Origin of the sequence: Pseudomonas sp. R43(2017), from assembly GCF_002112345.1 — a bacterium.
Classification (GTDB): Bacteria; Pseudomonadota; Gammaproteobacteria; order Pseudomonadales; family Pseudomonadaceae; genus Aquipseudomonas; species Aquipseudomonas kribbensis.
On the sequence record NZ_NEHJ01000001.1, the window covers coordinates 657,129 to 677,531 of the forward strand.

Genomic DNA, 20,403 nt, shown 5'->3' on the forward strand with positions numbered 1-20,403 from the left:
GTTTGATCGTTCGACAAGGCTCTAAACCGGCAGTCACGGCACTGATCATTCCCACGCTTTGCGTGGGAATTCAGCGTCAGGGATTCTGGCTGGTTTCCAGTTGCCCGTCCCAGCCACCGCCCAGCGCCGCAATCAACTGCACGCTGGCAATCAGTCGACTTTGCAGGATGTTGAGCACGGTGCGCTCGTTGCTCAGCGCTGTCGCCTGCACCACCACCACGTCGATGTAGGCAATCAGCCCAGCCTTGTACTGATTCTGGGTCAGACGCAGAGAATCCCGCGCCGCATCCAGCGCCTCCTGGCGTACCGCCGCCTCGTCCTCGTACACCTTCAACTGCACCAGGTAGTTTTCCACCTCGCGGAAGCCGTCGAGTACGGTCTGCCGGTATTTGGCAACGGTCTCGTCGTACTTCGCTTCGGTGCGATCGACTTCCGCCGAGCGACGGCCGCCGTCGAACAGCGGCAGGCTCATTTTCGGCCCCACCGACCAGAAACGGTTCGGCAGACTGATCAGATCCCGCGAAGTACTGCTGCTGTAGCCGCCGCTCATGCTCAGACTGAAGTCCGGGTAATACGCCGCTTTCGCGACACCGATATTGGCGTTCGCTGCGATGACCGAGCGTTCCGCCGAGGCGATGTCCGGGCGCCGCTCCAGCAGTTGCGACGGCAGACTCAACGGAATCTGCGGCAGCTTCGGGATGTCCTGGGTTTCGGCAATCTTGAACTGTGCCGGCGGCTGGCCGGTGAGCACCGCGATGGCGTTTTCGAACTGTGCCCGCTGCCAGATCAGGTCCACCAGATCGCCCTGGGTGGATTTGAGCTGCGTCTGTGCCTGCGCCACCGCATCACGACCGGAAATTCCGGCGTTGTACTGGTTCTGGGTCATTTTCAGCGAACGCTCGTAGGCCTCCACCGTCGACTCGAGCAAACGCTTCTGCTGATCGATCACGCGTAATTGCAGGTAGTTCTGCACCAGCTCCGACTGCTGGCTCAGGCGCATCGCCGCCAGATCGGCGAAGCTGGCCTGAGCACTGGCCTCATTGGCTTCCAGACCACGACGCAACTTGCCCCAGACATCGGCTTCCCAACTGACGCCAAGTTGGGCGTTGTAGGTGTCACGAATACCGCTGGAAGAACTGCTCAGGCTCGAACTGCTGCTGCCGGTCCCCTGGCTGGAGCGGGTCTTGCCCAAGCTCAGGTCGAGCGTCGGGTAGAACGCACCGCGCGCGTCGCGCACCAGGGCCTGGGCTTGACGGTACTGCGCCTCGGACTGGGCGACGGTCTGGTTGGAACTGTTGAGCTTCTCGATCAACTCGTTGAGCTGACGGTCGCCGTACAGCTCCCACCAGGCGCCGCGGGCCAGAGAGTCGGCCGGACTGGCCTGACGCCAGCCCTCGGCCTCTTTGTATTGGGCGACTTCGGCGGTTTGCGGGCGCTGGTAGTCCGGGCCGACGGCGCACGCACTGAGCATCGCCACACACAGCGACAGGCTCAGCAGACGCGAGCCGCGAACACTGGCCAGTTGGATAAGCGAACGGTCATTCATAGCGGAGTTTCCAGTGCGGCATCGGTACGTACGCCACGCCATTTGTTGAAGCGATGGCGGGCCTTGTCGAGATAGAGGTAAACCACAGGCGTGGTGTAAAGGGTCAGGATCTGGCTGAAGATCAGCCCGCCGATGATGGTCAGGCCCAGCGGCTGGCGCATTTCCGCGCCTTCGGCGCGACTCAGCAACAACGGCAAGGCGCCGAGAATCGCCGCCAGCGTGGTCATCAGGATCGGCCGCAGACGTTGCAGACAGGCACTGCGAATCGACTCCAGCGGCGCCATGCCCTGATGACGCTCCAGTTGCAGCGCCAGGTCGATCATCAGGATCGCGTTCTTCTTCACCACACCGATCAGCAGGAACAGCCCGAGCAGCGAGATCAGGCTGAACTCGCCGCCCAGCACGTAGATCGACAGCAGCGCGCCGACCCCGGCCGACGGCAGTGTCGACAGAATCGTCAGCGGGTGAATGTAGCTTTCATACAGCACGCCCAACACCAGATACACCGCCAGCAGCGCGCCGAGGATCATGAACGGCTGGCTCTTCTGGGTGGCCGCGAAGGCATCGGCGGTGCCGGCCATTTTCGCGATCACGTCTTCCGGCAAGCCGACCTTGGCAATCGCCCGCTCGATAGCGGCACTGCCCTTCTCCACCGTCACGCCCTCGGCCATGTCGAAGGAAATGCTCTCGGAGGCGAACTGGCCTTCGTGGCTGACCCGGTCGTCTTCCAGGCTGCTTTCATAGTGAGCAATGGTCGACAGCGGAATCCGCGCACCATCGGCCGTGATTACCTGCACCTGATTGAGGGTGACCGGGTCCTGGGCGTATTTCGGATTGACCTCCATCACCACCTGGTACTGGTTGAGGCTGTCGTAGATCGTCGAAATCTGCCGCTGACTGTAGGCGTTGTTGAGCACGGCGGTGACCATGTTCATGTCCACGCCCAGACGCTTGGCCTGGTCGCGGTCGACGATCAATGTCACCTGCTGCGCACCACGCCCTTCGCGGGCGTCGATGGCAGTCAGTTCGGGCAAGGCGCGCAACGCGGTGACCACTTTCGGGTACCACTCGCGCAAGGCGCCCAGATCACCGCTTTGCAGGATGTAGCTGTACTGCGAAGTGGTCTGCTCGCGACCGCCGCCAAATTGCAGGTCCTGGTCGGCCATCAGCATCAGTTGCGCGCCAGGCACCTTGGGCATTTCCTTGCGCAGGCGCTCGATGACTTTCTGCGCCGAGATGTTGCGGTCCTTGATCGGCTTCAGGCGCACCAGCATGAAGGCGTTATTGGTGCCGTTGTTGCCGCCGATGAACCCGGCAACGCTCTCGACCGCTTCGTCCTTGAGCACGGCGCGGCGGAAGGTCTCCATTTTCGGCTGCATCACGCTGAACGACAGGCCGTCGTCACCGCGCACGAAACCGATCAACTGGCCGGTGTCCTGTTGCGGCAGGAACGTCTTCGGCACCACCACGTACAGCGCGACATTGACCCCGACTGTGATGATCAGGCTCAACAATGTCAGGCGTCGGTGACGCAACACCCAATCGAGGCTGGTGGCGTACTTGCCGACCATCCAGTCGTTGGTACGACGGCTCCAGCGTTGCAGACGGTTTTCCTGGCCTGGCGTGTGCGGCTTCAGCCAGCGGGCGCAGAGCATTGGCGTCAGGGTCAGGGAAACCACCAGCGACACCACGATGGCGGCGGCCAGGGTGATGGAAAACTCACGGAACAGGCTTTCGATGATCCCGCCCATGAACAGGATCGACAGGAACACCGCCACCAGCGACACGTTCATCGACAGCAGGGTGAACCCGACTTCCTTGGCCCCCAGATACGCGGCCTTCATCGGTTTGACGCCTTCGTCGATGTGCCGGGAAATGTTCTCCAACACCACGATGGCATCGTCCACCACCAGCCCGGTGGCGAGAATCAGCGCCATCAGCGACAGGTTGTTCAGCGAGAATCCGTAGAGGTACATCACCGCAAAGGTACCGACCAGCGACACCGGCACCGCCAGGGTCGGGATCAGCGAAGCGCGGAAGTTACCGAGGAACAGGAACACCACCAGGATCACCAGCGCCACGGCGATCAGCAGAGTCATTTCCGCTTCATGCAAAGTGGCCTTGATCACCGGCGAGCGGTCCATCGCCAGATTCAGCTTCACGCTGGCCGGCAGCACGGCCTGCAATGCCGGCAACTGCGCCTTGATCTCGTTGACCGTCTCGATGATGTTGGCGCCGGCCTGGCGGTTGATCACCAGCAGCACCGCTGCGTCATCGTTGAAGAAACCACTGTTGTAGCGGTCCTCCACGCCGTCGGTGACCTTGGCCACGTCCTTCAGACGCAGGGCGGCACCGCCGTTGTAGTGGATGATCAGCGATTCGTAGTCCTTGGCTTTCTCCAGCTGGTCGTTGGCCTGGATCTGCCACAGACGCTGATCGTCCTCGACGGAGCCTTTCGGTCGGCGGACGTTGGCGCCGGCGATGGTCTTGCGCACATCGTCCAGCGCCACGCCGTACTGGTTCAGCGCCTGGGGTTCGAGTTCGATGCGCACTGCCGGCAGCGAGCTGCCGCCGATCTGCACTTCGCCGACGCCCTGCACCTGGGACAGGCTCTGGGACAGGATGGTCGAGGCCAGGTCATAGAGCTGGCCTTTTTCCAGAACATCCGAAGTCAGCGACAGCACCATGATCGGCGCTTGCGACGGGTTGACCTTCTTGTAGGTCGGCATGCTGCGCATCCCGCTCGGCAACAGGTTGCGCGAAGCGTTGATCGCCGCCTGCACCTCCCGCGCCGCACCGTTGATGTCGCGGTCGAGGTCGAATTGCAGAATGACCCGGGTCGAGCCCTGGCTGGAGCGGCTGCTCATGGTGTTGACGCCGGCGATGGCGCCGAACGAGCGTTCCAGCGGCGTCGCAACAGTGGACGCCATGACTTCCGGGCTCGCGCCGGGCAGGCTCGCCTGGACCACGATCACCGGGAAGTCCATTTGTGGCAGCGGCGACACCGGCAGCAGGCCGAAGCTCACGCCGCCCAGCAGCATGATCGCCAGGCTCAGGAGCATGGTCGCCACCGGGCGTTTGATGAAAGGACCGGACAGGTTCATGGCTGTTCTACCGGCTCCACGGCCGAAGGCGCACGGCCCCAGCGCCGACCGAGGCGGTCGAAGTACAGGTAGATCACCGGCGTGGTGAACAGCGTCAGGATCTGGCTCAGCAGCAATCCGCCGACCATCACCAGACCCAGAGGCTGACGCAATTCAGCACCGGAACCGGTGGCCAGCATCAGCGGCACCGCACCGAACAGCGCCGCCAGCGTGGTCATCAGGATCGGACGGAAGCGCAGCAGCGCCGCCTGATAGATCGCCTGTTCCGGCGCCATGCCCTGGTTGCGCTCGGCGTCGAGGGCGAAGTCGATCATCATGATCGCGTTCTTCTTGACGATACCGATCAGCAGGATGATGCCGATGATCGCGATCATGCCCAGGTCATTGCCGCTGAGCAGCAGCGCCAGCAAGGCGCCGACCGCCGCCGACGGCAGGGTCGAGAGAATGGTGATCGGATGGATGTAGCTCTCATAGAGCACGCCCAGCACGATGTACATGGTCACCACCGCCGCCAGGATCAGCAGCAAGGTGCTCGACAGCGAGGCCTGGAAGGCTTCGGCCGCGCCCTGGAACTGGGTCTGCACGCCGATCGGCATGCCGATGTCCTTTTGCACCTGCTCGATGATGTCCACCGCATGCCCCAGCGCCACGCCGTGGGCCAGGTTGAAGGACATCATCACCGCCGGGAACTGGCCGATGTGAGTAATTGCCAGTTGCGCCTGACGCTCCTCGACATGGGCCAGGCTCGACAACCGCACCTGTCCGCCATCGGTGGTCTTGACGTGAATCTGATCCAGCGCCTGCGGGCCGATCTTCTCCCCGGCCTGGGCCTGCAGCACCACGCGGTACTGGCTGGCCTGGGTGTAGATGGTCGAGATCTGCCGCTGGCCGAAGGCGTCGTACAGTGCGTCGGTGATGTTCGCCACCGACACGCCAAGGCGCGAGGCCGCGTCACGGTCGATCACCAGAAACACCTGCAACCCCTTGTCCTGCAAATCGCTGGCGACGTCGGTCAGTTCCGGGCGCTGGGCCAGTGCCTCGACCAAACGTCCGCTCCACAGGCTGAGCAGTTCGGCGTCCGGCGAAGACATGCTGAACTGGTATTGGGTGCGGCTGACACGGTCTTCGATGGTCAGGTCCTGCACCGGCTGCATGAACAGACGGATGCCCACCAGTTTGTCCAGTTGCGGCTGCAGGCGGGTGATCACCTCGGCGGCGGTCAGATCACGCTGACCGTGAGGCTTGAGGTTGATCAGCAGACGACCGCTGTTGAGTGTGGCGTTGTCACCGTCGACGCCGATATAGGACGACAGGCTTTCCACCGCCGGGTCTTCGAGAATCACCTTGGCCAGCGCCTGTTGACGCTCGCCCATGGCGGCAAAGGAAATCGACTGCGGCGCTTCGGAAATGCCCTGGATCACCCCGGTGTCCTGCACCGGGAAGAAGCCCTTGGGTACCACCATATAAAGGAACACGGTCAGCGCCAGGGTGCCGATGGCCACCAGCAGGGTCAGCGGCTGGTGCTTGAGCACCCACTGCAACTTGCGCCCGTAGGCGGCGATCATCCAGTCGATGAACGCGCCACTGGCCCGGTAGAAACGGCCCTGTTCATGCTCTTCCGGCTCACGTTTGAGCAGACGCGCGCACATCATCGGCGTCAGGGTCAGCGAGACCACCAGGGAAATCAGGATCGCCACCGCCAGGGTGATGGCGAACTCGCGGAACAACCGCCCCACCACATCGGCCATGAACAGCAGCGGAATCAGTACCGCAATCAGCGACAGGGTCAGGGAAATCAGGGTGAAGCCGATCTGCTTCGCGCCCTTGAGCGCAGCCTGCATCGGGCTGTCGCCTTCTTCGATGAAGCGGGCAATGTTCTCCAGCATCACGATCGCATCGTCGACCACGAAACCGGTGGCGATGGTCAGAGCCATCAGTGTCAGGTTGTTGACCGAGAACCCGGCCAGGTACATCACGCCGAACGTACCGATCAGCGACAGCGGCACGGCCACGGAAGGAATGATGGTCGCGCTGGCCCGACGCAGGAACAGGAACGTCACCATCACCACCAGCGCGATAGCGATCAGCAGTTCGTGCTGCACGTCGGTGACCGAGGCGCGGATGGTCTGGGTACGGTCGGTCAGCACGGTCACTTCGAGGCCGGCCGGCAGGTTGTCGGTGATGCTCGGCAGCAGCGCCTTGATCCGGTCGACCACTTCGATCACGTTGGCGCCCGGCTGACGCTGGATGTTCAGCAATACCGCCTGATTCTGGTTGGCCCACGCCGCCAGTCGCTCGTTCTCGGCGCCGTCGACGATCTGCGCGACATCCTTGAGCCGCAGCGGCGCGCCGTTCTTGTAGGCCAGGATCAGGTTGGCGTAGTCCTTGGGCGAAGTCAGCTGGTCGTTGGCGTCGAGCATCGACACCCGGGTCGGGCCGTCGAAGTTACCCTTGGGCTGGTTGACGTTGGACGCGCCGATCAGCGTGCGCACGTCCGACAGGTTCAGGCCGTTGGCTGCCAGTGCCTCCGGGTTGACCTTGATCCGCACCGCCTGGCGCTGGCCGCCGGCGATGCTGACCATGCCGACGCCGCTGATCTGGGCGATCTTCTGCGCCATGCGCGTATCGACCAGATCGTTGAGCTTGGGCAACAGCATGGTTTTGGAGGTGATGGCCAGGGTCAGCACCGGGGTGTCCGCCGGGTTGACCTTGTTGTACACCGGCGGCGCCGGCAAATCGGTCGGCAGCAGGTTGGTGGCTGCGTTGATCGCGGCCTGCACCTGCTGTTCGGCGACGTCCATGTTGATGTCGAGGCTGAAACGCAGAGTCAGCACCGAGGCGCCGCCGGAACTGGTCGAAGCCATTTGCGTCAGGCCCGGCATCTGCCCGAACTGGCGCTCAAGCGGCGCGGTGACGGCACTGGTCATCACGTCCGGACTGGCGCCCGGGTACAAGGTCATGACGCGGATGGTCGGGTAATCCACCTGCGGCAAAGCCGAAACCGGCAGCAGGCGATAGGCGATCAGGCCGGCCAGCACGATGGCCAGCATGCTCAGCGTGGTGGCGACCGGGCGGAGGATGAACAGACGCGAAATGTTCATGCGCCCTTCTTGGCCTTGTCGGTGACGGCAGCATCAGGTGCGCTGGCGGCGGACTTGCCTTGCAGGTGTCCGGTCGGCGTGGTGGGTACATCCTGACTGTCGTTGACCACCTCCACTTCACTGCCTTCCTTCAAGCGGTCGGTGCCTTCCAGCACCACGCGGTCGCCGGCGGCCAGGCCTTCGGTGATCACGGTGTTCTGCCCGTCGCTGGCACCGATCTTCAACTGGCGGATGGTGACTTTCTTGTCGCCGTCCAGTGCGTAGACGAAGGTGCCGTTGGTGCCGAACTGGATGGCTGCCGACGGTGCCAGCACCACACCCTTGAGGGTATCGGCCAACAGGTGGACGTTGACGAACTGGTTGGGGAACAGCGACTGATCGCGGTTTTCGTAGCGCGCCTTGAACTTCAGGGTGCCGGTGGTCACGTCGATCTGGTTGTCGAGGCTTTGCAGCACACCAGTGGCTTGAATTTTCGTGTCGCCACGGTCCCAGGCTTCGGCCGGCAGTTTGGCGCCGCTGTGGTAGCGGGCCAGTACGGTTTCCAGGGTGTTTTCCGGCAGCGTGAAGACCACGCTGATAGGTTGGGTCTGGGTGATGACGGCGAGGAACGTGGTGTCATTGGCCGCCACCAGGTTGCCGACGTCGAGTTGACGCAGACCGACGCGACCGGCAATCGGTGCGCGGATCTTGGTGAATTCAAGGTTGAGCTTGGCGTCGTTGACCGCCGCCTGATTGGTCTTCACGGTGCCGAGGAACTGACCGACCTGTGCTTCGGCGGTGTCCAGGGTCTGCTTGGCGATGCTGTCCTCTTTATACAGGCCACGATAACGCTCGACATCGACCTGGGCGTTTTTCAGCTGAGCCTGATTCTGCAGCAAGGTGCCTTCGGCCTGAAGCAAGGCGTTCTGGTACGGGCGCGGGTCGATCTCCGCCAGCAGGTCGCCGGCCTTGACCATCTGCCCTTCTTCGAAATAGATCTTCACCAGTTCGCCGCCGACCCGGCTGCGCACATTGATGGTGTTGAGCGCGGTCACGGTGCCGAGCGCCTTGTAGTACAGCGGGAAGTCCCCGGTGACCGCCGGCGCCACGCGTACCGGAATCGGCCCGCCCGCCCCGCCGAAGCCCGGACGCATCATCCCCGAACGACCGGTATGACCGGCCGCGGCTTTCTCGCCGCCCTCCTTGTGGGTCGATCCGGCGGGCCAGAATTTCCAGCACAGACCGGCGATGACCAGCAGGACAAGCAGGCTCAGCAGCCAGCGACGGGAGTTTCGGGAAGACGATTGCATGGAGTGATTAACCATTGGGCGCGTGGGCTTCTTTTACGGGAGGCTGAACGATAAGCACTGGTGGGGGTAAAGCAAAGCAGCTTTACCGGCAATTTACCTTCAACTTACGTTTCAAGGTGTGAGCCAAAACACTGATACACAAATGAAAACGGCCTGGACAGGGCCAGGCCGTTAACAATTGTAAAAGCGCTTATTTCAGAACACTTACTTCAATACAGCGAGCGCTGCATCGTAGTTCGGCTCTTCAGCGATTTCCTTGACCAGTTCGCTGTGCAGCACGTTGTCGTTTTCGTCCAGAACAACCACCGCACGGGCAGTCAGGCCTTTCAGCGGGCCGTCAGCGATGGCCACGCCGTAGTTCTGTATGAATTCGGCGCCACGCAGGGTCGACAGGTTCTGTACGTTTTCCAGGCCTTCGGCGCCGCAGAAACGGGCCTGGGCGAATGGCAGGTCAGCCGAGATGCACAGCACCACGGTGTTGGCCAGTTCGTTGGCCTGAGCGTTGAACTTGCGCACGGAAGTGGCGCAGGTCGGAGTATCGACGCTTGGGAAGATATTCAGCACTTTGCGCTTGCCGGCGAAGTCTTTCAGGGTGACGTCGGACAGATTGCCGGCTACCAGGGAAAAGGCTGGCGCCTTGGAACCGGCTTTTGGCAGCTCGCCGTTGACTTGAACCGGGTTGCCTTTGAGAGTGACTTGAGCCATGAACGGAGTCCTTCTTAACGTTGTTGGGAAAGCATGCAAGAGGCGGAAGTTAACCACGAAATTGTCCGACGACCTATGCCTGAACTGAAATTGTCATGTGTAACCCCCCAGGATTGGATACAACCCTGAGCGCTAACCGAGCAATTGCAGCATGTTGCGATGCCGGGCCTCGAAGATCCGTCGCATATAACCGTTCACCAGCAGTCCTTCGCTGAACGCCCCGCCAATCGCCGAATACGTCACGCGGTCGGTGTACAGCGTACCGCCCTCGCCCGCTGCCACCCGATGTTCATGACGAAAGGCACGCAAAGGCCCCTTGAGCATTTCATCGACAAAATGCGTGTCGCCGACTTCGCGGATCGTCACCGTCCAGTTCGACGGGATCAGGTTGAACATCCAGTGCCGGAAACGAAATTGCCGGCCTTCCTCGATGCGCAGGTTGTTCTGGTCGATATCCCCCAACGGCGTAACGCGTTCGGGAAAGATCTTCGGGAAATTGACGCCCTCCAGACAGAAATCGAGCACTTCTTCCGGGGTGCGATCGGGGATCAGCGTGGTGAGTTCCAGGGTGGGCATGGCGGACACATTCCGTATGAAGGCGATGCTTGTTAAAACGCGGTTCTGCATCTTTTCTTTAACGAGCTGTCGATTCAAGCCCTGGCCGTTCGACAAAGCAGTGAATCCCCCCCATTTCTCACGGAGAAACACCATGCGCTTCATGATCATTGTCAAAGCCAGCCAGGATTCCGAAGCCGGCGTGATGCCCAGCGAACAGTTGCTGACCGACATGGGCAACTACAACGAAGAACTTTCCAAGGCCGGCATTCTGGTGTCCGCCGATGGCCTGCACCCGAGCAGCAAGGGTGCCCGGGTACGTTTCAGCGGCGAAAAACGCAGCGTGATCGACGGCCCGTTCGCCGAAACCAAGGAGCTGATCGCCGGTTACTGGATCTGGGACGTGAAGTCGAAGGAAGAAGCCATCGAGTGGGTCAAGCGCTGCCCTAATCCCATGCCGGGCACCGAGGCCGAGATCGAAATTCGTCAGATATTCTGCCCGGAAGACTTTGGTGCGGAGTTCACCCCGGAACTGCGGGAGCAGGAAGAGCGGATTCGCGAACAGGCCAAAAAGCACTGACAGCCCCGTTCTCGCAAACCGGCCTCCACGACTCACGCCGTGGAGGCCATCAGGCCCGTCTTATCTGGACTTCATTTTCAGATAGGACTGGTGCATGTCCGACGCCCAGCCATCGATCACGGCTTTCACGTCATCGGCCTTCATGACCTGAGAATCGTTTTCCAGAGGTTTGCCGGTGCCCTTGCGCACGACCTGCGCTACCACCTTGTTGTTGCCGCCATCGATGAACACCGCTTCGGTGGCCAGGGTGGTTTCCTGATCGCGACTGCCGCTGGCGGTCGTGACCGCTGCCGCCACCAGGGCAATCGGGATCACTTCATAGGCATGCAGACCTTCGGTCTTGCTGCTGACGGCGGTGATGGCCGCGCGCACCACGATCACGCCCGGGCCGGGGCCGCTGGCCAACGGCAGGGATTTGCCCACTTCACGCTTGAGCGCCTGATCATAGTAAGCCGTGATGCCGTTGAGGGTCTGTTGCGGGATTTTTACCGTTGGCTGAGGCTTGGGATAGAGCTGAGTCGGTTCGATGTAGACGCTGGTGAACTTGTTGATATCGAGTTTGGGATCGACCCAGCGCATCACCTCGGCACCGGACGGTGACTTGGCCTCCTTGAGTTGGCTGTAGTCCTTGAGGAAGCCTGAATACTCATCCGGAGCGACGGTCTTGCTGGAGCAACCCACCACGCCAAGCGTGGCAATGCACAGGGTGCTCATCATTAGGGCTAGCTTCATGCTGTAACTCCTGTCAGAAGGCCTGATTTATTGCATCGGGGAGTTACAGGTATAGCTAAAACCACAGGCTTTGCGCTTGCCGGACGGGAAATGAATCCCGCCCCGGCCTGAAGCACGGTAGAACCCGATTTCAGATCAGATTCACCAGGTCGACGTCTCCCCACTGCGCAACGCCATCTCCCGCCGGCTGTGAAGCCGCATCGCCTTGATCAGCGACACCGTGCCCACCAGCAGCAGCGCTGCGCCAAACAGGAAGTCGATGTTGTACAGCTGGAAATCCTGCACCGGCCCCACCAGCACCGTGCGCACTACGCCGATGCCCACCAGCGTCGCGAGGAAGTCGATCCCCGGCTCGTCACGGTAGAACACCAGCAGCAACGGCAGGCATAACACCAGCAACATCAACAGCACCACAACCTTGAACGCGCCTTTGCGCTCGACGCTGAACGCGCACTCGTGGTGGCCGTAGGCTTTGTAGTCCTCGTCGCGGACCATCACGTTTTTCTCGTTGATGTAGTCGGCGCGGTTGTACTTCTGGATCGGCGTGAAGGTGTTGGACATCTCCATCAGCGTGGTGATGTTCTTGAAGCGCAGGTCGACGCGCTCGTTGCCCTTGACGTAATACAGGACGGGCTTGTAGCCATAACGATAGGTGTCGAAAGGAAACTCGGTGACCCGGCCCTGAACGCCGATCGGGCGCGATTCGAGCTGGGCGAAAGCACTTTTGTCGGTCGAGGCGAGGTTGCGGCTCAGGGGCAGAACCTTCACTTGCTCAAGGAAGATCGGCGTGACGCCGTAGGACCACTGCAACGGTTCCAGGCGCAGACGCAGTTCATTGCGACCCAGGTCGTAGCGGTTGAAGGTGCGTTCGGACACCACCACCGCACCGCTGAGCATGAACTCGCCGCGCAGGTTGTTGGTGATGCGCAAGGTCAGTTGATCCTTGCCCAGCAGCGCCGCATCCGAGGACGGCGGCGTGCCGCACCACGCGGTGCTTTCGCCGACCCCGCCGAGCTGACCGCCACGGTTTTCGTTGAATACGTAGATGTAACCGGCCCACAGCGTCAGCATCAAAAGCAACGCGGTGAGGCCCAGAATCTTTTTGCCCGGACCCACTGATCAGACTCCCTTCTTCGTTCCGTCGTCCAGCCGAAAACCCGCTGGCGACGGGGACTCTACCAAAAGGCCAGCATCGACCCAAGGAAAAATCCCCGATTCATCAGGGTTCTAAGGGTTTCCCCTGCATCACCTGCGCCGAAACAATGGCCGCGGCTCGATCACCGAGCGCCCGTACAACACGCTCATCCCCGCGAGCCCCTTGAGCGCATCCTCGGCGGATTTGTCCTCGCGCACAGCGAAGCTGTCGAAACCGCACTGGCGCATGTGGCTGAGCTGGTCGCGCAGCACATCGCCAATGGCGCGCAGTTCGCCTTTCCAGCCGAAGCGGCTGCGCAGCAGATAGGCCTGACTGTAGGCGCGTCCGTCGCGAAAGCTCGGGAAGTCGAGGGCGATCAGCGGCAGCGAGGCGAGCCATGGCAGCAGGCTTTCGACGCTATCGTCCGGCCCCAGCCAGACTGCGTGGGTAGAGGGCGATTCGAGCCAGTGGGCCAGCGGCAGAATCAGCATCCCGGAACCGGACGCCGTTTCAGGTGAACGGATCAGCGTCCACGGATCATCGAGCACGATCCGCGCCCCACCCTCCTCCATCCGCAGCAGATTGTTCATGCCGAGACCTCCAGCGCTTTCGGGTAGACCCGCTCCTTGAAAGGCTCCAGGCCGATGCGTGCCACGGTATCGACGAACAGTTCTTCAGCCTCGCGGTAACGGACGAAGGTGCCGATGATCCGCTCGATCACCTGCGGCACTTCGGCGGCACTGAACGACGGGCCGATGACTTTGCCCAGTGCGCTGTTTTTGCCTTGGGCGCCGCCGAGGGTGATCTGGTACCACTCGCTGCCGTTTTTATCGACGCCGAGAATCCCGATGTTGCCGATGTGGTGATGGCCGCAGGCGTTCATGCAGCCGGAGATGTTCAGGCTGATGTCGCCCAGATCGTGCAGGTAATCGAGGTTATCGAAACGCGCCTGAATTGCCTGGGCAATCGGGATCGACTTGGCATTGGCCAGCGCACAGAAATCGCCGCCGGGGCAGGCAATGATGTCGGTCAGCAGGCCGACGTTGGCGGCGCCCAGCCCCTGCTCTTTCGCCAGTTGCCACAGCGCATACAGCTCGGATTTGGGCACGTCCGGCAGGACGATGTTCTGCTCATGGGCGATGCGGATTTCGCCAAAACCGAAGCGCTCGGACCAGTCGGCCACCGCCAGCATCTGCAAACCGGTGACATCGCCGGGTGCGGCCGCAGCGCCCGGTTTGGTCGACAGCACCACGCTGGTGTAGCCCGGAACCTTGTGCGGCTGCACGTTGCGCGCAACCCAGCGGGCGAACACCGGGTTGTCGGCCAGGTGCGTGCCGAAATCCAGATCGGTGCCGGCCAACGTGCGATAGCTCGGCGGCACAAAGGCGTTGGCAACCCGCAGGTATTCATCCTCGGTCAGCTGTGCCGGGCCGTCCTTGATGTGCTGCCATTCCTCTTCGACTTCCTTGGCGAACGCCTCGATGCCCAGCGCCTTGACCAGAATCTTGATCCGCGCCTTGTACTTGTTGTCGCGCCGACCGTGGCGGTTGTAGACCCGCAGCACCGCCTCGACGTAAGACAGCAAATGCTGCCACGGCAAACCATCGCGAATCTGCAAACCGAGAATCGGAGTGCGCCCCAGACCTCCGCCGACAATCACCCGCAACAGCATCTGCCCGTCGCGACCGGGGTAAAGGTACAGGCCGATGTCGTGCATCATGATCGCCGCACGGTCCTGCTTCGCCGAGCAGATCGCGATCTTGAACTTGCGCGGCAGGAACAGGAATTCCGGGTTGATCGTCGACCATTGCCGCAGGATCTCCGCCAGCGGGCGCGGGTCGATCAACTCGTCCGCCGCCACCCCGGCGAAGGCTTCGGTGGTGATGTTGCGCACGCAGTTGCCCGAAGTCTGGATCGCATGCATGTTGACCTGCGCCAGACGTTCGAGGATGTCCGGCACTTCATGCAGTTCGATCCAGTTGAACTGCATGTTCTGCCGGGTGGTGAAGTGGCCGTAGCCACGGTCGTAGTCACTGGCGATGCTCGCCAAAGTGCGCATCTGTTCGGCGCTCAGCGTGCCGTAAGGAATGGCCACCCGCAGCATGTAGGCGTGCTTTTGCATGTACAGGCCGTTCTGCAGGCGCAGCGGCAGAAACTCTTCTTCGCTCAACTCCCCGCCCATGAAGCGCTCGACCTGATCGCGAAACTGCGCAACGCGCTCGAACACCAGCGCCCGGTCGTAATCGTCGTATTGATACATCGGCTACCTCATCAGGAATGCAAAGACTCCTGTGGGAACGGGCGAACCCGAGATAGCGCCAGTTCGCGTCTGGCGCTATCTCGGGTTCGCCCGTTCCCACAGTATTTTCCCTGACTATGGACGAACGGCGCAGTGCACAACAGATTCACCTGAACGCATAAAAACCGTATCAGGGCGCGGCAGATGGCCGCAGGCAGCGCTTCGATCTGATCCGCATAAATGAACAATTCCTGAGCCTGTTTTGTTTCTGGCGGGGTTTCTACAGTGCAGCTCGTGCCAGACCGGGTGGCCTGGCAAGACTTTGACCGTGGAAGAATTGACCATGAGCACAGCAACAATCGGACAGGCTTATAACTACAAGGTCGTCCGCCAATTCGTCATCGCGACTGTTTTCTGGGGTGTCGTGGGCATGGCGATGGGGGTATGGATCGCCTCGCAACTGGTATGGCCGGACATGAATCTGGACCTGCCGTGGACCACCTTCGGCCGCTTGCGACCGTTGCACACCAGCCTTGTGATTTTCGGTTTTGCCGGCAGCGCACAATTCGCCGCCAGCTATTACGCGGTGCAGCGTACCTGCCAGGTGCGGCTGTACTCGGACAAACTCGCCGCCTTCACCTTCTGGGGCTGGCAATCGGTGATCGTGATCATGCTGGTCACCCTGCCGATGGGCTATACCACCACCAAGGAATACGCCGAGATCGAATTCTCCGGCGCGGTGTGGATGGCGGTGGTCTGGGTCGCGTACGCCATCGTGTTCTTCACCACGGTGGTGCAACGCAAGACCAAGCACATCTACGTCGGCAACTGGTTTTTCGGCGCGTTCATCATGGTGATCGCCATGCTGCACGTGGTCAATCACCTGTCGATTCCGGTGGACTGGTTCAAGTCATACCCGGTGTATTCCGGCGCCACCGACGCCATGGTGCAGTGGTGGTACGGGCACAATGCTGTGGGGTTCTTCCTGACCACCGGCTTCCTCGGGATGATGTATTACTTCGTGCCCAAGCAAGTCAATCGGCCGGTGTATTCGTACCGGTTGTCGATCGTGCACTTCTGGGCGCTGATCACCCTGTACATCTGGGCCGGCCCGCACCACTTGCACTACACCGCACTGCCGGACTGGGCGCAGTCGTTGGGCATGGCGATGTCGCTGATCCTGCTGGCGCCGAGCTGGGGCGGGATGATCAACGGGATGATGACGCTGTCCGGCGCCTGGCATCAGTTGCGCACCGACCCGATCCTGCGCTTCCTCGTTCTGTCGCTGGCGTTCTACGGCATGTCGACCTTCGAAGGCCCGATGATGGCGATCAAGACCGTCAACGCGCTCTCCCACTACACCGACTGGACCATCGGCCACGTACACGCCGGCGCCCTCGGCTGGGTGGCGATGATCACCTTTGGCGCGACTTACCACATGGTGCCCAAGGTCTTCGGCCGCGAGCGGATGCACAGCACGCCGCTGATCAACCTGCACTTCTGGCTGGCGACCATCGGCACCGTGTTGTACATCGCTTCGATGTGGGTCAACGGCATCACTCAGGGCCTGATGTGGCGGGCGATCAACGAGGACGGCACGCTGACCTACTCGTTTGTCGAAGCGCTGCAGGCCAGCCATCCTGGGTTTGTGGTGCGGTTTGCCGGCGGGGTGTTCTTCCTGACGGGCATGTTGCTGATGGCCTACAACGTATGGCGCACGGTGCGGGTGGCGGACGTTGCGATTGCCCACCGTGAAGCGCAGATCGCCTGAGGCAGGGAGTCGGACATGTTCGATATCGTTTTGAATGTATTGGGCGTGCTGTTTTTGTGGCTGTCGGTGGAGTATTGCTTGCGCCATGAAACGGCTGAAAGCCTGGATGATGCGAGTCTGACGCCGTTTGCGGATGATCCTGAGGTGGCTCGGCGGGTTGAATTGGCTACGGGCAAGACAGTGAAAGCGGTGGCGCCGGAGGTGGCGAAGCCGGGGTGGGTCAATCTTGAGATGTGAGGTGTGTCAGCCGAGCTGCCCTCACCCTAGCCCTCCCGAAACGTCGGACCGCCCATAGGGAGAGGGAACTGACCGAGTTGTTTGTTCGAAATACACCGACCTGAAATATCGAAGGTGAATGCAATATCAACAACAACGAATATCAACGACCTTTCCCGTGAACTGAGTTTTTGACAACTACGAAGATCTGCTCCCTTTCCCCCTCTCCCCTCTGGGGAGAGGGCTGGGCGGCGTTCCGATGAGGGGTGGCTCTTGATCTTAGGTACGGTCTCGAGGAATCAGGCTCTGTAACTGCTGCGCGAGGAAATTCGCATCGAAGGCAAAGGTATCCGGATCCTTCAACCCATTGGTCTTACGCCACTGCCAATCACCATTGGGCAGCCCCACCAACGAAACACTCCCGTACCGCGCCGCCGTCAACCCCATCACCGCCAGCGAAATCTGCCCGCCACTGCCCATCACATCCGGCACGAACTCCACCGGTTTGCCGGCAATCACGATGCTCAGCTTCTCAGTCTTGAAGGTTGACGTCTCAACCGGAACGCTCGGCCCGAACGCCACATACGCCTCGCGACTCACCTCCAGCAACCCCGGCGCCTGCACCGGTTCCAGCCATTGCTGAATCTGCCCGAACAACTCGTTGATCCGTGTGGCCCAGGTCGCCGATTGTGTCTCGAACAGTTGCTTCTTGTGCGCTTCGCTGTCGGCATAGTGGCGAAGCATTTCGCCCAGTTGCTGTACGTCGTCCATTGCGGTGTTCCTTCAAGGAGCGGTGCTGCGGACTTCGAGCATGGCAGATGCCGATGACGACCGTGCAAGTCATTTGCCTGCACGGTCGCCTCATCGGCCATCAACGGACAGAAGGTCAGCGCTTGCGCAGACGCGCCATGCTCAGGGTGTCGACCCATTGCCCGTCACGCACGGCGTAATCGCGGAACAGGCCTTCGTTTTCGAAGCCGAACTTGCGATAGAGCCCGATGGCCGCTTCGTTGTCGGCGTACACCGAAAGCTCGACCCGGTGCAGGTTCATCCAGTTGTCGGCGATGTCCAGCGCAGCCGACAACAGCTTCGAACCGACGCCCTTGCCCTGCCACGCCACCGCAACGGCCATGCCGACACTACCGGCATGGCTGCGACGAATCCGCGAAAAAGCCTCCAGCCCGAGATGCCCGATCACTGCACCCTGATGCAACGCCACCAGTTTCACCATCCGTTCGTTTTCCGCCATCAGTCGTTGGCGCCAGATCTCGGCAGACTGAAACGGCATCTGCAACACCTGTCGGGTCACGGCCGGGTCGTTGTAAAGCGCGGTGACGCCTTCGACGTGGGATTCACTGAAGCGTTCGAGGTGAATGGCGGGGTTGTGCTCAGGCATGAAAGATCCCTCCTGGATCAGTGCGTGGCCCGTCACTGTAAACCGCTTCTTCACGGATTCGCCATGACTGTTTAAAGCCGTTGACCGAAACTTCCGGCAAGCCACAACGCCTTGCGCCATTGCCTACGCATCCGCCAGAATCCGCCGGCTTGTGTGCCTTGGGCGCCGGCTCTATCGTTTCCGGGTCGCTGATGAATCAGCGATCGGGTCTCGCAGCCCGCGATCTCTGGACGCACAACACCCTCCAGTTTTATGGCGGCTGTACGTGGGAGACCCTCGGGTCTGCCGGTTCTAGAGTCCCGGTCTGCGACCCGCGTATAGCTGCCACCCCTTCGTATCGCAGCGAATCGTGGCGGCTCCATGACTCTGGAGATTCAATCATGATCAAACCAACGCCAAACCCGCCCGAAACCGACCCGACCTCGCCCTACGAAACCCTCGATTCCAAGAAATTCCACGAAGCCGCCGACCGCGCCCTCGATCACTACCTCAATCCGTTCCACCCCAGAAAACCGCTGCTCAAACCCAACACCCGCTACCTCATCGCCCCCGGCATCCCGAATGAAGAACTGCTGGCCGATGCCTGCGAAACCCTGACCTCGGCCAAAACCATGGCCAGCGATTTCGCCGGGATGATCGATGCGCCGCAGCGGCATGTGCTGCTGGGCATCGGGCAACTGATCATGCTGGCGGAACTGGCGGTGAATCGGGTGCTGGATAATCTGGATGTGGCGGCTGAACCTCGGCCCTGATCGACCAGATCGTTCCCACGCAGAGCGTGTAAAAAAGTGTAAAAAAGGGGACGGATTTATTAAATTAAGTCCGTCCTTTTTTTGCGATTATTCAAACCACTCCTGTCGTTCATTGAACGTACGCTGAATCAACTCCACCAATACCTGCACCTCCCCGACACTCTGCGAGTCACTGTTCACCTGAAAAAAGGGGACGGATTTATTAAATTAAGTCCGTCCTTTTTACGCGATTATTCAAACCACTCCTGTCGTTCATTGAACGTGCGTTGAATCAACTCCACCAATACCTGCACCTCCCCGACACTCTGCGAGTCACTGTTCACCGCCAGCCACGCCTGCAACCGCATTGCCTCGTCAAACAACCCCGGCAACGCCACCAACCCGCGATCAAACCGGCTCATGTACATCGGCAGCAAACCAATGCACGCACTGCACCGGATCATCTCCAGCATCAGCTCATAAGACTGCATCTGCACCACGCCAGCCAAGCGCTGTTCGACCAGTTCATTCCACGGCCGAAAGCTATCGATCTGCCGGTCATGCTGCCATTGCACCAGCATGAAATCGGCGAGGTCGTCCGGGCTTTCCGGGCGTGCAGTGACGCGGGAGTAGCGTTTGGCGATGTGCGGCTGGTATTCCAGTTGCGCGAGGCGTTGCGGTTCGCCGGTGGCGAAGGTCGGGCCGGGATACGGGGTGTCGCCGTGGGCGAGCCAAAGCACGATGTCGGCACTGACCGCGCGCAGGGCCAGTTCGCTGTCGAGGGCGATGATCTCGAGGCGCACGCTGGCGTTGCGGCGCAGCAGTGCGATGAGGTCGCGGCCAAGGATGTCATGCAGGATCGATTCGGCGACCGCCAGCCTGATCAAGGGTTGCTCGATCACCGGGAGTTTGCGTTCGTGGGCCAGGGCCACCAGTTGCGCCTGCAATTGCTGGCCTTCGCGGGTCAGCGTCAATGCACTGCCCTGAAAGCTGAACAGCGCGCATTGCAGTTGCTGTTCAAGCTGCGCCAGTTGCTTACGCAGCAGGGTCGAACGCACGTTGAGGCTGCGGGCGGCCTGCATGAAGCAACCGCAACGGGCACTCACCAGAAAGTATTGCGCGATTTCGCCCTCGATCTTCGCAACCTGCGCCAGCCAGGGTTCGGCCTTTTCCTGCGGCCAGCGAAAATCGGGGCTGCCCTGTCGTCCTGCGGGTTCGGTGAATGACATCGATGACTCCCTGTCGATCTTTGTATTTTTGGAAACGTCACGGCTCTAATGTGGGAGCGGGCTTGCTCCCACAG

The 20,403-nt window shown here is 61.1% G+C and carries 17 protein-coding genes; 4 read left to right on the forward strand and 13 right to left on the reverse strand.

Annotated elements, in window-relative coordinates; all coding sequences use genetic code 11:
* Positions 1-76: 76 nt before the first annotated feature.
* The 6 genes from CAG02_RS02820 to CAG02_RS02845 all read right to left on the reverse strand — a co-directional run bounded on the left by CAG02_RS02820 (position 77) and on the right by CAG02_RS02845 (position 10,321).
* Entirely contained in the window at positions 77-1,546 is a 1,470-nt protein-coding gene (locus tag CAG02_RS02820; RefSeq protein WP_085708227.1) for an efflux transporter outer membrane subunit, read from the reverse strand.
* Positions 1,543-4,650, reverse strand: coding sequence for an efflux RND transporter permease subunit (locus CAG02_RS02825; protein ID WP_085708228.1), 3,108 nt, complete (start codon positions 4,648-4,650; stop codon positions 1,543-1,545). The genes CAG02_RS02820 and CAG02_RS02825 overlap by 4 nt, the downstream gene beginning before the upstream one ends.
* Entirely contained in the window at positions 4,647-7,751 is a 3,105-nt protein-coding gene (locus tag CAG02_RS02830; protein WP_085708229.1) for an MdtB/MuxB family multidrug efflux RND transporter permease subunit, read from the reverse strand. The genes CAG02_RS02825 and CAG02_RS02830 overlap by 4 nt, the downstream gene beginning before the upstream one ends.
* Positions 7,748-9,055, reverse strand: coding sequence for an MdtA/MuxA family multidrug efflux RND transporter periplasmic adaptor subunit (locus CAG02_RS02835; protein ID WP_085708230.1), 1,308 nt, complete (start codon positions 9,053-9,055; stop codon positions 7,748-7,750). Before CAG02_RS02835 ends, CAG02_RS02830 begins: the two co-directional genes overlap by 4 nt.
* Before the next feature lie 189 nt (positions 9,056-9,244).
* A complete protein-coding gene (gene tpx, locus CAG02_RS02840; RefSeq protein WP_085708231.1) occupies positions 9,245-9,745 on the reverse strand; it encodes a thiol peroxidase in 501 nt (166 codons plus the stop codon).
* 132 nt (positions 9,746-9,877) lie between these two features.
* Positions 9,878-10,321: an SRPBCC family protein gene (locus CAG02_RS02845; protein WP_085708232.1), complete on the reverse strand. Its 444-nt coding sequence runs from the start codon at positions 10,319-10,321 to the stop codon at positions 9,878-9,880.
* A 133-nt stretch (positions 10,322-10,454) separates the two neighbouring features.
* Here CAG02_RS02845 and CAG02_RS02850 point away from each other — a divergent pair, with 133 nt between their 5' ends.
* Complete coding sequence (locus CAG02_RS02850) at positions 10,455-10,880, forward strand: YciI family protein (protein WP_085708233.1); 426 nt, start codon at positions 10,455-10,457, stop codon at positions 10,878-10,880.
* A 60-nt stretch (positions 10,881-10,940) separates the two neighbouring features.
* On the opposite strand, the gene CAG02_RS02855 is transcribed toward CAG02_RS02850, so the two are convergent.
* From CAG02_RS02855 to CAG02_RS02870, 4 genes are all read right to left on the reverse strand, one after another.
* Entirely contained in the window at positions 10,941-11,612 is a 672-nt protein-coding gene (locus CAG02_RS02855) for a DUF3313 domain-containing protein (RefSeq protein ID WP_085708234.1), read from the reverse strand.
* A 141-nt stretch (positions 11,613-11,753) separates the two neighbouring features.
* Positions 11,754-12,728 (reverse strand): hypothetical protein, encoded by a 975-nt coding sequence (locus CAG02_RS02860; protein WP_085708235.1) that lies wholly within the window; start codon positions 12,726-12,728, stop codon positions 11,754-11,756.
* Positions 12,729-12,857: 129 nt separating this feature from the next.
* Positions 12,858-13,337, reverse strand: coding sequence for a DUF934 domain-containing protein (locus CAG02_RS02865; protein ID WP_085708236.1), 480 nt, complete (start codon positions 13,335-13,337; stop codon positions 12,858-12,860).
* Positions 13,334-15,007 carry a nitrite/sulfite reductase gene (locus CAG02_RS02870; protein ID WP_085708237.1) on the reverse strand — a complete coding sequence of 558 codons (1,674 nt, stop codon included), beginning with the start codon at positions 15,005-15,007 and terminating at the stop codon, positions 13,334-13,336. The genes CAG02_RS02865 and CAG02_RS02870 overlap by 4 nt, the downstream gene beginning before the upstream one ends.
* 322 nt (positions 15,008-15,329) lie before the next feature.
* Between CAG02_RS02870 and ccoN the strand changes: the two genes are divergently transcribed.
* Entirely contained in the window at positions 15,330-16,757 is a 1,428-nt protein-coding gene (gene ccoN / locus CAG02_RS02880; RefSeq protein WP_085708238.1) for a cytochrome-c oxidase, cbb3-type subunit I, read from the forward strand.
* Between the two features lie 15 nt (positions 16,758-16,772).
* Positions 16,773-16,994: a CcoQ/FixQ family Cbb3-type cytochrome c oxidase assembly chaperone gene (locus tag CAG02_RS02885; RefSeq protein ID WP_085708239.1), complete on the forward strand. Its 222-nt coding sequence runs from the start codon at positions 16,773-16,775 to the stop codon at positions 16,992-16,994.
* Positions 16,995-17,252: 258 nt separating this feature from the next.
* On the opposite strand, the gene CAG02_RS02890 is transcribed toward CAG02_RS02885, so the two are convergent.
* Together CAG02_RS02890 and CAG02_RS02895 are read right to left on the reverse strand one after the other, a co-directional pair.
* Positions 17,253-17,744 carry a hypothetical protein gene (locus tag CAG02_RS02890; RefSeq protein ID WP_085708240.1) on the reverse strand — a complete coding sequence of 164 codons (492 nt, stop codon included), beginning with the start codon at positions 17,742-17,744 and terminating at the stop codon, positions 17,253-17,255.
* 115 nt (positions 17,745-17,859) lie between these two features.
* On the reverse strand, positions 17,860-18,369 hold the full coding sequence (locus tag CAG02_RS02895) for a GNAT family N-acetyltransferase (RefSeq protein WP_085708241.1): 510 nt from the start codon (positions 18,367-18,369) through the stop codon (positions 17,860-17,862).
* 380 nt (positions 18,370-18,749) lie between these two features.
* On the opposite strand from CAG02_RS02895, the gene CAG02_RS02900 reads away from it, so the two are divergent.
* The gene (locus CAG02_RS02900; protein ID WP_085708242.1) at positions 18,750-19,121 is read left to right on the forward strand and encodes a DUF6124 family protein; all 372 of its coding nucleotides are present in this window, start codon (positions 18,750-18,752) and stop codon (positions 19,119-19,121) included.
* Positions 19,122-19,351: 230 nt separating this feature from the next.
* On the opposite strand, the gene CAG02_RS02905 is transcribed toward CAG02_RS02900, so the two are convergent.
* A complete protein-coding gene (locus CAG02_RS02905; RefSeq protein ID WP_085708243.1) occupies positions 19,352-20,329 on the reverse strand; it encodes a LysR family transcriptional regulator in 978 nt (325 codons plus the stop codon).
* Positions 20,330-20,403 lie beyond the last annotated feature (74 nt).

Coding starts and splice junctions, on each gene's coding strand:
- CAG02_RS02820 (WP_085708227.1), bottom strand. CDS start 1,546: ATGAATGACCGTTCGCTTATCCAACTGGCCAGTGTTCGCGGCTCGCGT.
- CAG02_RS02825 (WP_085708228.1), bottom strand. CDS start 4,650: ATGAACCTGTCCGGTCCTTTCATCAAACGCCCGGTGGCGACCATGCTC.
- CAG02_RS02830 (WP_085708229.1), bottom strand. CDS start 7,751: ATGAACATTTCGCGTCTGTTCATCCTCCGCCCGGTCGCCACCACGCTG.
- CAG02_RS02835 (WP_085708230.1), bottom strand. CDS start 9,055: ATGGTTAATCACTCCATGCAATCGTCTTCCCGAAACTCCCGTCGCTGG.
- tpx (WP_085708231.1), bottom strand. CDS start 9,745: ATGGCTCAAGTCACTCTCAAAGGCAACCCGGTTCAAGTCAACGGCGAG.
- CAG02_RS02845 (WP_085708232.1), bottom strand. CDS start 10,321: ATGCCCACCCTGGAACTCACCACGCTGATCCCCGATCGCACCCCGGAA.
- CAG02_RS02850 (WP_085708233.1), top strand. CDS start 10,455: ATGCGCTTCATGATCATTGTCAAAGCCAGCCAGGATTCCGAAGCCGGC.
- CAG02_RS02855 (WP_085708234.1), bottom strand. CDS start 11,612: ATGAAGCTAGCCCTAATGATGAGCACCCTGTGCATTGCCACGCTTGGC.
- CAG02_RS02865 (WP_085708236.1), bottom strand. CDS start 13,337: ATGAACAATCTGCTGCGGATGGAGGAGGGTGGGGCGCGGATCGTGCTC.
- CAG02_RS02870 (WP_085708237.1), bottom strand. CDS start 15,007: ATGTATCAATACGACGATTACGACCGGGCGCTGGTGTTCGAGCGCGTT.
- ccoN (WP_085708238.1), top strand. CDS start 15,330: ATGAGCACAGCAACAATCGGACAGGCTTATAACTACAAGGTCGTCCGC.
- CAG02_RS02885 (WP_085708239.1), top strand. CDS start 16,773: ATGTTCGATATCGTTTTGAATGTATTGGGCGTGCTGTTTTTGTGGCTG.
- CAG02_RS02890 (WP_085708240.1), bottom strand. CDS start 17,744: ATGGACGACGTACAGCAACTGGGCGAAATGCTTCGCCACTATGCCGAC.
- CAG02_RS02895 (WP_085708241.1), bottom strand. CDS start 18,369: ATGCCTGAGCACAACCCCGCCATTCACCTCGAACGCTTCAGTGAATCC.
- CAG02_RS02900 (WP_085708242.1), top strand. CDS start 18,750: ATGATCAAACCAACGCCAAACCCGCCCGAAACCGACCCGACCTCGCCC.
- CAG02_RS02905 (WP_085708243.1), bottom strand. CDS start 20,329: ATGTCATTCACCGAACCCGCAGGACGACAGGGCAGCCCCGATTTTCGC.